The 12150-nt window shown below is 64.4% G+C and carries 11 protein-coding genes; 7 read left to right on the forward strand and 4 right to left on the reverse strand.

Annotated elements, in window-relative coordinates; genetic code table 11:
- Window positions 1–7 precede the first annotated feature (7 nt).
- The 6 genes from benC to MnOB_RS29850 all read left to right on the forward strand — a co-directional run bounded on the left by benC (window position 8) and on the right by MnOB_RS29850 (window position 7036).
- Window positions 8–1021: a benzoate 1,2-dioxygenase electron transfer component BenC gene (gene benC / locus MnOB_RS25020; RefSeq protein ID WP_077527241.1), complete on the forward strand. Its 1014-nt coding sequence runs from the start codon at window positions 8–10 to the stop codon at window positions 1019–1021.
- A 32-nt stretch (window positions 1022–1053) separates the two neighbouring features.
- Window positions 1054–1830: a 1,6-dihydroxycyclohexa-2,4-diene-1-carboxylate dehydrogenase gene (locus MnOB_RS25025; RefSeq protein ID WP_077527242.1), complete on the forward strand. Its 777-nt coding sequence runs from the start codon at window positions 1054–1056 to the stop codon at window positions 1828–1830.
- 191 nt (window positions 1831–2021) lie between these two features.
- Window positions 2022–3353, forward strand: coding sequence for an MFS transporter (locus MnOB_RS25030; RefSeq protein WP_077527243.1), 1332 nt, complete (start codon window positions 2022–2024; stop codon window positions 3351–3353).
- 37 nt (window positions 3354–3390) lie between these two features.
- Entirely contained in the window at window positions 3391–4605 is a 1215-nt protein-coding gene (locus MnOB_RS25035) for a benzoate/H(+) symporter BenE family transporter (RefSeq protein WP_077527244.1), read from the forward strand.
- 128 nt (window positions 4606–4733) lie between these two features.
- A complete protein-coding gene (locus MnOB_RS25040) occupies window positions 4734–5993 on the forward strand; it encodes an OprD family porin (protein ID WP_077527245.1) in 1260 nt (419 codons plus the stop codon).
- 179 nt (window positions 5994–6172) lie between these two features.
- Window positions 6173–7036: a methyl-accepting chemotaxis protein gene (locus tag MnOB_RS29850; RefSeq protein ID WP_077527246.1), complete on the forward strand. Its 864-nt coding sequence runs from the start codon at window positions 6173–6175 to the stop codon at window positions 7034–7036.
- A gap of 13 nt (window positions 7037–7049) precedes the next feature.
- Here MnOB_RS29850 and MnOB_RS25050 read toward each other — a convergent pair whose 3' ends face one another.
- The 4 genes from MnOB_RS25050 to MnOB_RS25065 all read right to left on the reverse strand — a co-directional run bounded on the left by MnOB_RS25050 (window position 7050) and on the right by MnOB_RS25065 (window position 11148).
- On the reverse strand, window positions 7050–8228 hold the full coding sequence (locus MnOB_RS25050; RefSeq protein ID WP_077527247.1) for a BaiN/RdsA family NAD(P)/FAD-dependent oxidoreductase: 1179 nt from the start codon (window positions 8226–8228) through the stop codon (window positions 7050–7052).
- A gap of 174 nt (window positions 8229–8402) precedes the next feature.
- Entirely contained in the window at window positions 8403–9386 is a 984-nt protein-coding gene (acuI, locus tag MnOB_RS25055) for an acrylyl-CoA reductase (NADPH) (RefSeq protein WP_077527248.1), read from the reverse strand.
- A 64-nt stretch (window positions 9387–9450) separates the two neighbouring features.
- Window positions 9451–10083: an acrylate utilization transcriptional regulator AcuR gene (gene acuR / locus MnOB_RS25060; RefSeq protein ID WP_077527249.1), complete on the reverse strand. Its 633-nt coding sequence runs from the start codon at window positions 10081–10083 to the stop codon at window positions 9451–9453.
- Between the two features lie 177 nt (window positions 10084–10260).
- Window positions 10261–11148, reverse strand: coding sequence for an alpha/beta fold hydrolase (locus MnOB_RS25065; RefSeq protein WP_077527250.1), 888 nt, complete (start codon window positions 11146–11148; stop codon window positions 10261–10263).
- 178 nt (window positions 11149–11326) lie between these two features.
- Here MnOB_RS25065 and MnOB_RS25070 point away from each other — a divergent pair, with 178 nt between their 5' ends.
- Complete coding sequence (locus MnOB_RS25070; protein ID WP_077527251.1) at window positions 11327–11905, forward strand: CGNR zinc finger domain-containing protein; 579 nt, start codon at window positions 11327–11329, stop codon at window positions 11903–11905.
- The last annotated feature ends 245 nt before the right edge of the window (window positions 11906–12150 follow it).

Consider the following 12150-nt stretch of genomic DNA (forward strand, 5'->3'; position numbering starts at 1 on the left):
GCCTGCCATGACTCACAAGATCGCACTGACTTTCGAAGACGGCGTTACCCGTTTCATCGACGCCACCCCCAGCGAAACCGTGGCTGACGCCGCCTATCGCCAGGGCATCAACATCCCGCTGGACTGCCGCGACGGCGCCTGCGGTACCTGCAAGTGCTTCGCCGAAGCCGGCCGCTACGACCTGGGCCAGGACTACATCGAAGACGCACTGAGCGAAGTCGAAGCCGCCGAGGGTTATGTGCTCACCTGCCAGATGCGCGCCGAGAGCGATTGCGTGGTGCGCGTGCCGGCGTCCTCAGACGTCTGCAAGACCCAGCAGGCCAGTTTCGAGGCCAGCATCAGTGCGGTGCGCCAGCTATCCGACAGCACCATCGCGCTGTCCATCAAGGGCGAGTCCCTGAGCAAGCTGGCCTTCCTGCCGGGCCAGTACGTCAACCTCAAAGTGCCGGGCAGCGAGCAGACCCGCGCTTACTCCTTCAGCTCCCTGCAGAAGGACGGAGAAGTCAGCTTCCTGATCCGCAACGTCCCCGGCGGTCTGATGAGCAGCTTCCTCACGGGGCTTGCCAAGGCTGGCGACAGCATGTCCCTGGCTGGCCCGCTGGGCAGCTTCTACCTGCGTGACATCCGTCGTCCGCTGTTGCTGCTGGCCGGTGGCACGGGCCTGGCGCCCTTCACCGCGATGCTGGAAAAAATCGCGGAAGAGGGCAGCGAGCACTCGCTTCACCTGATCTATGGCGTGACCCACGACCATGACCTGGTGGAGATGGACAAGCTGGAAGCCTTCGCCGCGCGCATCCCCAACTTCACCTACAGCGCCTGCGTGGCCAACCCGGAAAGCAGCTACCCGCAGAAGGGCTACGTGACCCAGCACATCGCGCCGAAGCACCTGAACGACGGCGACGTGGATGTCTACCTGTGCGGCCCGCCGCCCATGGTCGAGGCGGTCAGCCAGTACATCCGCGAGCAGGGCATCTCGCCCGCGAACTTCTACTACGAGAAGTTCGCCGCCAGCGCGGCCTGATCCCGCGCGACTCGCCATCTGAAGAGGCTGCCATGTACAAGAGATTCCAAGACAAGGTCGCGCTGGTCACCGGCGCGGCGCAGGGTATCGGCCGCCGCGTGGTCGAGCGGTTGGTGGAGGAGGGCGCGCACGTCGTTGCCGTGGACCGCTCCGAGCTGGTCTTCGAGCTACAGGACGAATTGGGTTCCGGCGCATCGATGCTGGCCCTGACCGCCGACCTCGAACAGTTCGCCGAGTGCCACCGCGTGGCTGCCGCCGCCGTGGAGCGCTTCGGTCGCCTGGACATCCTGATCAACAACGTGGGCGGGACCATCTGGGCCAAGCCCTACGAGTACTACCAGGAACACGAGATCGAGGCCGAAGTGCGCCGCTCGCTGTTCCCCACCCTCTGGTGCTGCCATGCCGCGCTGCCCTACATGCTGGAGCAGGGCGCGGGCGCCATCGTCAACGTCTCGTCCATTGCCACTCGCGGCGTTAACCGCGTGCCTTACGGGGCCGCCAAGGGTGGCGTGAACGCGCTGACTGCTTGCCTCGCCTTCGAGAACGCCGAGCGTGGCATTCGCGTCAACGCCACCGCACCGGGCGGCACCGAAGCGCCGCCACGCCGGATTCCGCGCAATACGGCGCAGCAGAGCGAACAGGAAAAGGTCTGGTACCAGCAGATCGTCGACCAGACGATCGACAGCAGCCTGATGAAACGCTACGGGACCATCGACGAGCAGGTCGGGGCGATCCTCTTCCTGGCCTCCGATGATGCCTCCTACATCACCGGCGTAACCCTGCCGGTGGGCGGAGGTGACCAGGGCTGAAAACACCGTGGTAATGGGTTTCGCAGGCTCTACCCATCCTACGACGTGATCTTCCGCGGTAATGGGCATTTGTAGGATGGGTAGAGCGGAGCGAAACCCATCAGGCCCGCACAAACGTATCTACCGGCCGGGCACCGTCACGCGCCCGTCCCTGCGGTTTCTACACAACAAAAACAAAAGAGACAGATGCCATGCGAAAACTCGACGTACACGAGATCATCGATAACGCGCGCTTCACGCCCTTCCACTGGATGGTGATGTGCTGGTGCGCACTCCTGCTCATCTTCGACGGCTATGACCTGTTCATTTACGGCGTGGTCCTGCCGGTATTGATGAAGGAATGGGGCCTGACCCCGCTGGAAGCCGGTGCCCTGGGCAGCTACGCGCTGTTCGGGATGATGTTCGGTGCGCTGTTCTTCGGCCCCCTGGCCGACAAGATCGGCCGCAAGAAGGGCATCGCCATCTGCTTCGTGCTCTTCTCCGGTTTCACCGTCCTCAACGGCTTCACCAGCACCCCCACCGAGTTCGGCATCTGCCGCTTCATGGCGGGCCTGGGCATCGGCGGGCTGATGCCCAACGTGGTGGCGCTGATGAACGAGTACGCGCCGAAGAAACTGCGCAGCACCCTGGTCGCCATCATGTTCAGCGGCTACTCCCTGGGCGGCATGCTGTCTGCCGGCGTGGGTATCTACATGCTGCCGCGCTTCGGCTGGGAGGCCATGTTCTTCGCGGCCGCCGTGCCGCTGCTGATGCTGCCGCTGATCCTCTGGTACCTGCCGGAATCGGTCGGCTTCCTGCTGCGCCAGGGACGTGTCGAGCAGGCCCGCGCGATCCTCAAACGCGTCAACCCGGAACTGGAACTGCGTGACGACGATCACCTGGAACTCACCGAAGCGAAGAAGCAGGGCGCCCCGGTGCTGGAACTGTTCCGCGAAGGCCGTGCGCTGCGCACCGTGATGATCTGGGTGGCGTTCTTCTGCTGCCTGCTGATGGTCTATGCCCTGAGCTCCTGGCTGCCGAAGCTGATGGCCAACGCCGGCTACAGCCTGGGTTCCAGCCTGTCGTTCCTGCTCGCCCTGAACTTCGGCGGCATGTTCGGCGCCATTGCGGGCGGCTTCCTGGGTGACCGTTTCAACCTGCCGAAAGTGGTCGCGGCCTTCTTCATCGTCGCGGCCATCTCCATCAGCCTGCTGGGCTTCAAGAGCCCGACTCCGGTGCTCTACCTGCTGATCGGCATCGCCGGCGCCACCACTATCGGCACGCAGATCCTGCTGTATGCCACCGCCGCGCAGTTCTATGGCCTGGCGATTCGTTCCACCGGCCTCGGCTGGGCTTCGGGCATCGGTCGCAACGGCGCCATCGTCGGCCCGCTGCTGGGTGGCGCGCTGCTGGGCATCAACCTGCCGCTGCAACTGAACTTCATGGCCTTCGCCATCCCCGGCGCCATTGCCGCCCTGGCCATGTGCTTCGTCCACCTGCAGCAAACCCGCGCTGCACCGCTGGCGACGGCAGCACAGGGCTGAGACTGACCACGCGTCGCACCACTGGCCGGGAGGCAGCATGCGCACCTTGTTCAAGGACTGTTCATTGTCCGCGGTGGTGGCGGGATTCATCGCCACCATGATTTCCTACGCCGGCCCCCTGGTGATCGTGTTCCAGGCGGCCGAGAGCGGCGGCATGCCGGCCGAGTTGCTGTCCTCCTGGGTGTGGGCGATCTCCATCGGTAGCGGGGTGCTGGGGATTGTCCTCAGCCTGCGCTACCGGGTGCCGGTGATCATTGCCTGGTCGGCGCCGGGCTCGGCACTGCTGGTGTCGATGTTGCCGGGCATCAGCGCCGGTGAGGCGGTGGGGGCTTATGTGATGGCCAACACCATCATCCTGCTGGTGGGCCTGTCCGGCGCCTTCGACCGCATCGTCGGCAAGCTGCCGGCAGCCATCTCGGCGGCGATGCTGGCGGGCATCCTGTTCAGCTTCGGCACCCGACTGTTCACCTCCCTCAAGGACGAACCGCTGATGGTGATGGCGATGTTCATCACCTATCTGCTGGTGCGGCGCCTGTCGCCGCGATACGCGGTGATGGCCGTGCTGCTGGTGGGTTGCAGCATCGCCGCCGGTAGCGGCCAGCTCAACACTGCGGCCCTGGTGATCGGCTTCGCCACCCCGGAATGGGTGACGCCGGCATTCAGCTGGCACGGGCTGTTCAACATCGCTTTGCCGCTGGTGATGGTGGCGCTCACCGGCCAGTTCGTGCCCGGCGTGGCCGTGCTGCGCAATGCCGGTTACCCGACCCCGGCAAGCCCGATCATCTCCGCCAGCGGACTGGGCAGCCTTCTGCTGGCGCCTTTCGGTTGCCACGGCCTGACGCTCGCCGCCATCACCGCGGCCATCTGTACCGGCCGGGAGGCCCACGAAGACCCGGCCCGGCGCTACGTTTCCGGGGTGGTGGGTGGGGTGTTCTACCTGTTGCTGGGCATCTTCGGCGCAACCCTGGTATCGATCTTCACCGCACTGCCCAAGGAACTGATCGCGGCACTGGCGGGCCTGGCGCTGTTCGGCGCCATTGCTGGTGCGCTGGCCGGTTCCATGGCTGTGCCCGAGGACCGCGAGGCGGCCCTGATCACCTTCCTGGTCACTGCGTCGGGGATGTCCTTCCTCGGTCTGTCGGCGGCGTTCTGGGGGCTGATTTTCGGCATCTTCGCCCATCTGCTGCTGACGGCGCGTCGTGCACCCAAAGTTCAACCGGAACGGGAGGAGGTGCTCGAACCCAATCCCTGACCTGACCCGGTGATGGAACCACTGCGGGAGCTGTCCGCAGCCATCGCCACACCTTCCCCGACTTGCGTGCATGGCCCCGAAAGAGGGTCGCGGGGAAGTTTTGTCCCAATAAAAACAAGAGCGACGAAATGACCAACACCACGAGCAAGCTTTCCGTAATGCTTTGCGCCGGCGTAAGCGCTGGCTTCGCCCAGGCCGCTGAGTCCGGTTTCATCGAGGACTCCACCGCGACCTTGCAGGCGCGCAACTACTACTTCAGCCGTGACTATTCCGACATCGTTGGCGCCAACAAGCAGTCCAAGGCCGAAGAATGGGCCCAGGGCTTCATCCTCAACTTCAAGTCCGGCTATACGCCCGGCCCGGTGGGCTTCGGCCTCGACGCCATCGGCACCCTCGGCATCAAGCTCGACAGCAGCCCCGACCGGGTCAACACCGGCCTGCTGCCTGTGAAGGAAGATGGCAGGGCTACCGACGATTACAGCCGCCTGGGCGTGGCTGGAAAGATGCGCTTCTCAAAGACCGAGCTGAAAGTCGGCGAGTTGCAACCCAACCTGCCGGTGCTGGTGTTCAGTGATATCCGCCTGCTGCCGCCCAGCTACCAGGGCGCCAGCATCACCTCCAACGAGATCGCCGGCCTGACCGTGCAGGGCGGCCACCTCACCAGCACCAGCCTGCGCAACGAGGCCGGAGACGACAAGATGCAGGCCATGCTCGGCCACGTGCCGCAGCGCCAAGCCTCCAGCGACGCGTTCAACTACGCCGGCGCCGATTACGCCTTCAATTCGAACCGCACCACGCTCAGCGCCTGGTATGCGCAGCTGGAAGACATCTACGACCAGCGCTTCTTCGGTCTCAAGCACAGCGAACCAGTGGGCAATTGGGTGCTGGGCGCCAACATCGGCTACTTCGACTCCAGCGAGGACGGCAAGAAGCTCATCGGCGAGATCGACAACCAGGCCTTCTTCTCGCTGCTGTCGGCCAAGCGTGGCGGGCATACCTTCTACATCGGCTACCAGGCCATGTATGGCGACAGTTCCTTCCCGCGTGTATTCGCCAACGTCAGCCCGCTGGGTAACGAAGTGCCCACCTACGAGTTCGCCTTCGCCGACGAGCGCTCCTGGCAGGCGCGTTACGACTACGACTTTGCCGCACTCGGCATCCCCGGCCTGGTGGCCAGTACCCGCTACATCACCGGCGACAACGTGGATACCGGCCAAGGCTTCGAAGGCAAGGACCGCGAGCGCGACCTGGACATCAGCTACGCGTTCCAGAGCGGCGCCCTCAAGGGACTGGGTGTGCGCGTGCGCAATGTCACGGCGCGCTCGAACTACCGCACCGACATCGACGAGAACCGGTTGATCCTGAGTTACACCTGGACGCTGTTCTGAGGTCGAGTGCCGCTGCCTGGCATGGGCAGGGCCTGCTTTACCTGTAGGGGCGATTTCAATCGCCAAGCGGGCCGGAGGCCCGTCACGTTCAGGCCCAGATGGGGCAGCTGCGCTGCCCTTGGCGAATGAATTCGCCCCTACAGGACCTTGTATCCCGCGATGTAGAAGGAGCTTTCTTCATGCCCCGCAAACCCCTCGCCACACTGCTGCTTGGCAGTGGCGGCGTGATCACTCTGGTCGCCTTCCTGCTCGCCAGCGGATGGCTGATGGCCGTGGCGCTGATCGCCATGGTTGCCGCCGGTCTGCTGTACCACCTCCAGCCTCCGGTAGTGGTCGAAGTGCGCGTGGAAGTACCGGTCGAGCCAGCCATCCAGGTGATCGCCGCTGCCGAGCCGCAGTCGGTGCCCATCCCGTCCAATGCCCACCTGCAAGCGCCCTTGAGCGAGTTGCTCGATGCCATCGTCCATTGCGAGGCGGACATGCAGTACGCCAACTCGCTGGCGCGCGCGGCCGGGGAGAAGGTCCAGCTGGGCGCGGAGAGCATGCAGGCCACGGCCGGCGCCATCGGTGAGCTGGACGCCTACATGGCGCATATCGGCCAGGTGTTCAACGAGCTGGGCAGTCAGTCCATGCGCATCGGCGCCATCGTCGGCAGCATCCAGGACATCGCAAAACAGACCAACTTGCTGGCGCTCAATGCCGCCATCGAGGCGGCGCGGGCTGGCAGCCACGGGCGCGGCTTCGCCGTGGTGGCGGACGAGGTGCGCAACCTGTCGCTGCGCGCCAATGAATCCAGTGGGCAGATCCGCTTGATCGCCGAGGGCCTGCAAAAGGCCGCCGAGGAGGCGAGGGCAGGCATGGAGCATGTCAGCGGTTCGACCCGCGCGGGTCTGGAGAAGTCCGCCGCCGCCCTGCATGCCATGGGTGAGATGCGGGCGGGTGCGGCGGCGCGGGTCGAGATCGTCGAACGGATCGTCCAGCGCCTCGCCGGGCAGCGAGGGCTGGCGCAACGGATGGCAGGATTACTGGAACAGGGCGCCTGAGCGGAAGACCGGCTCAGGCGTATTGGCCGGCGGCGTAGCCGGATGCCCAGGCCCACTGGAAGTTGAAACCGCCGAGGTGGCCGGTCACATCCAGCACTTCGCCGACGAAATACAGCCCCGGCGAGCGCTGTGATTCCAGGGTTTTCGACGACACTTCGTCGGTGCTCACGCCGCCCAGGGTCACTTCGGCGGTGCGATAGCCCTCGGTGCCGGACGGGGTCAGTTGCCAAGCGGACAATTGCTCGGAAATCGCCGACAGTTCGGACGGGGTGTACTGCTTCATCGGCTTGGACTCGAACCACAGATCGGCGAGCAGGCCGGCGAGCTTCTTGGTGAACAGCTCGGCGAGCAGGGTCTTGAGTTCGCTGTTGGGGCGTTCCCGCTGCTGCTGCGCCAACCATTCGTTGGCGTCGTGATCGGGCAGCAGGTCGATTTCCAGGGTGTCGCCCGGATGCCAGTAGGAGGAAATCTGCAGCATGGCCGGGCCGCTGAGGCCACGGTGGGTGAACAACAGGTTCTCGCGGAAGACCTGGCCGTTGCAGCTGACGCGGCAATCCACCGAAGTGCCGGAGAGCTCGGTGCACAGGTCCTTCAACTGGTCGGTGATGGTGAAGGGCACAAGTCCAGCGCGGGTCGGCAGCACTTCGTGGCCGAACTGGCGAGCCACCTGGTAGCCGAAACCGGTGGCACCCAGCGTCGGGATCGACAGGCCGCCACTGGCGATCACCAGCGATTCGCAGTGCATCATCCCGGCGCTGGTCTGCAACTGATAGCCGCTGTCGTGACGGGCGATCTCGATGATCGAGGTCTCCAGCATGATCTCCACGCCAGCGTCGTCGCATTCGCTCAGCAGCATGTTGAGGATGTCACTGGACTTTCTGTCGCAGAACAGCTGGCCGAGTTTCTTCTCGTGGTACGGCACTTCGTGCTTGGCCACCAGGCCGATGAAGTCCCACTGGGTGTAACGGGCCAGTGCTGACTTGCAGAAGTGCGGGTTGCGCGAGAGGAAGTTGGCCGGCTCGGTGTACATGTTGGTGAAGTTGCAGCGACCGCCGCCGGACATGAGGATTTTCTTCCCGGCCTTGTTCGCATGGTCGACCACGCGCACACGACGTCCACGCCCGGCCGCCGTTATCGCACACATCAGTCCGGCTGCGCCGGCGCCAATGATCACCACCTCAGTACTCGACACTGTCCACTCCGCTATTCGAAAACGGCGCGCATCTTACCCGAATGCCAGACGGGCCGCCGAACCGCCCGACGCAGTACGTTTTTCCGTGAACGTGGCGCTGAGTGCAACGAGGCCCAACAACCCGCTCGGATTGCGGCTTCGCAGGCTTGGCGCCAACCTGCGAAGCCCGTGGCATCACGCGTTGACGTTCACCACCACGCGGCCGCGTACCTTGCCGTCCAGCAGGTCACCGGCCACGGCAATGGCATCGCCCAGGCCGATCTCGCGGGTAATGGCGTCCAGTTGAGCGATATCCAGATCCCGTGCCAGGCGGTCCCAGGCTTCGATGCGCTCGGCGCGCGGGCGGGTAACGCTGTTGATCCCCAGCAGGCTCACGCCGCGCAGGATGAAAGGTGCCACGCTGGCGGGGAAGTCCATGCCCTGGGCCAGGCCGCAAGCAGCAACGGCACCATCGGCGCGCAGGCCGGCGCAGACGTTGGCCAGGGTATGGCTGCCCACCGAGTCGATGGCAGCGACCCAACGTTCCTTGGCCAGCGGGCGGCCCGGTTCGGAAAGCTCGCTGCGGTCGATGATCTCGGCGGCGCCCAGTCCCTTCAGGTAATCCGCTTCACTGGTACGCCCGGTGGCTGCGACAACGCGGTAGCCCAGGCGGGCGAGCAGGGCGATGGCGAAGCTGCCGACGCCGCCGTTGGCGCCGGTGACCAGTACGTCGCCCTGGCCAGGCTTCAAACCATGTCGTTCCAGGGCAAGCAAACAAAGCATGGCGGTGTAGCCGGCGGTGCCGATGGCCATGGCCTGGCGAGGGCTGAAGGCGGCGGGCAGCGGGATCAGCCAGTCGCCGTTCAGGCGAGCCTTCTGGGCCAGTCCACCCCAATGGGTCTCACCCACGCCCCAGCCATTGAGCAGGACCGCGTCGCCCGCCTTGTAGTCCGGGTGGCTGCTGGATTCCACCGTGCCGGCCAGGTCAATGCCCGGCACCATGGGGAACTGCCGCACCACTGGACTCTTGCCGGTAATGGCCAGGCCGTCCTTGTAGTTCAGCGTGCTATAGGCCACGCGCACCGTGACATCGCCTTCCGGCAGCTGTGCTTCGTCAATCTGGGTATTGCGAGCGCGGTATCCGGCCTCGTCTTTCTCGATCAGGACTGCGTTGAACATGCTTGCACCTCCAATTAGACCAGTCGTCTATAAATAGGCCCAAAAAACCGCGCTCCCTGATGGGTTAGCGCGGCAATCCGGCCAGGAATCCGTTGAAGAAAACATCCAGCGGAACGTTGTCCCGCGTCAGCCGGGCACGCAATACGGCGCCTTCCCAGCCGATCCAGAAGAACGCCGCCAGTCCATCGCAATCCGCCTTCGTCGACAGCTCGCCGGCAGTGCAGGCTTCGCGCAGGCATGCGGCCAGGCGGTCCTGCCAACTGCACAGGATGGACTCCAGCTCCAGGCGGAAACCCTCCGGCAGGATGGCCACTTCCTGGCCCAGGTTGCCCACCAGGCAGCCCCGGCAGAACTGGTGGCGGAGCATGCCGGCCTTGGCGTCCTCGACGAAATTGACGAGGCGTTGCAGCGGCGACACGTCCTCTTGCAACAGGTAGCGGTCGAGCTTGTGGGCGAAGTAGCGGGCATAGCTCTCCAGCACCGCCTGCCCGAAGGCTTCCTTGCTGTCGAAGTAGTGATAGAAGGAGCCCTTCGGCACGCCAACGCGCTTGAGCACGGCATCGATGCCAGTGGACATGAAACCCTGCTCGGTAAGGATCTCCATGCCGCAGCGAATCAGCGCGGCACGGGTGTCGTCGAAGTCGCGGTCGACCTTGGGCGGGCGGCCGCGACGGGGTTTGGGAGTGGCATCGGTCATGGGGAGGGGATTTTAGACTGATCGTCTAGAAGATCAACCACTACGAATGTCTTACCAGGGGGCACCTGTTGTAGGGGCGATTTCAATCGCCAAGCAGGCCGAAGGTCTGCCCCTCGGCCTCCAACAGGGCTGCTGCGCAACCCTTGGCGAATGAATTCGCCCCTACAGAAGATCAGCTCAGGCGGCGATTTCCCCCAACACCTCACGAATCCGCTGGGCGATATGGCCGGCATGGGTTTCCAGGGCGAAATGCCCGGTATCCAGCAGCTCCACCACTGCATTGGGGTTATCGCGCTTGAAGGCCTCTGCACCCGGCGGGATGAAGAACGGATCGTGCTCACCCCAGATCACCAGCGTCGGCAGGTGGGTATCGCGGAAGAAAGCCTGGAACGCTGGATAGAGCTTCAGGTTGTTGGCGTAGTCGAGGAACAGGTCGAGCTGGATGTCCTTGTTGCCCGGGCGTTCCAGCAGCAGCGCATCCAGGTAGTACGACTCGGGGGCCACCAGCGTCAGGTCCTTCACGCCGTGCAGGTACTGCCAGCGCGTGCCGTCCAGGTGCAGGACGGCATCGTGCACCACCTTGCGACGTTCTGGGTTGCCAGGCTCGGCCCAGTAGGCGCGGATCGGCTCCCAGGCATCGCCCAGGCCCTCCAGGTAGGCATTGCCATTCTGCGAAACCAGCCCCGTGATCCGCTCCGGATGGGCCAGCGCCAGGCGCAGGCCGGTGGGTGCGCCGTAGTCGAACACATAGAGGGCGTAGCGCTTGAGCTCCAGCTTCTCGACGAAGGCCCCGAGGGTTACGGCCAAGGCATCGAAGCTGTAGCGGTATTCACGCTCGGCGGGGACTTCGGTGAAACCAAACCCTGGCAGGTCCGGCGCGACGATGTGGAACTTGTCGGCCAACAGGGGGATCAGGTCACGGAACTGGTGTGACGAGCTGGGATAGCCGTGCACCAACAGCAGCGTGGGCGCGGCTGGGTCTCCGGCTTCACGGTAGAAGACGCGAACACCGTCTGCTTCGACGAACTGGTGGCGAACCGGGGTATGCACGATGGGCGAGGTCATGGCGATCACTCCGTAACTTGTAAAGTAGACATTGAGGGTTACTGCTGGGGGCTGAGTATGGCTCTGTAAAGTAACCTGTCAATGGCAAAAATAACGGTTACTTGCGCCATTCGTCGTAACTGTTCATTTGTGTTTTATGGGGTTACTCTCTCGCCATTCACCTTTCCGGAGCGTCACCATGGCCACCGCCGCTTCCTCGCCGCCCCTCGAACCCTTCGTATTGGCTGACCACCCCGTGCTGGACATGCTCAACACCCTGGCCGCAGTGGATGGCGCCCCCCTGGAGTTCTGGCACAGCGATGAGGATGTCCAGGCCTGGCTGGCGCGTACTGGCTGGGACCTTCCAGAGGTGCGCTTCGCCAGGGGCGAATTGCTGAAGGCGGCCCTGACGCTGCGCGAGGCGGTACGCGGACTGGTGGAGCAGCGCAAGGTGGGCGGCCAGGGTTCGCCGGACGTGCTCAATCGGTTTCTGGCGACCCCCAGTCATCCGCAGCTGAACTGGTCGGCAAGCGGAGAACCGCGACTGGAGAAGGTGTGGGCAACGGCGACTGCCGAGCAGTACCTGGCGCCCCTGGCCGAAGCGGCGGCGGAACTGCTGGTGGGAGGCGACTTCAACCTGGTGCGCGAGTGCGAGCACCCGGACTGCGTGCTCTGGTTCTACGACCGCACCAAGTCCCATCGCCGCCGCTGGTGCAGCATGGCTCTGTGCGGTAACCGGCATAAGGTGGCTGAGTTCCGCAAACGCAAGCAGCACTGATGTTGGGGGACACTGCGCTGTAGGGGCGATTTCAATCGCCAAGCAGGCCGAAGGTCTGCCCCAGGGAATTGAAGGGGGCCGCTGCGCAGCCCTTGGCGAATGAATTCGCCCCTACAGTGTTTGCGCCGATCATGATTGGGCCCTTCCGTAGGTTGGGCAGAGCGCAGCGAAGCCCAACGCAGCGGGGTTCCGTTCCCAGGCGATGGGTTTCGTTCCTCTACCCATCCTACGATCTGCTCCAGCGC

It is taken from the genome of Metapseudomonas resinovorans (assembly GCF_002003485.1).
GTDB lineage: Bacteria > Pseudomonadota > Gammaproteobacteria > Pseudomonadales > Pseudomonadaceae > Metapseudomonas > Metapseudomonas resinovorans_D.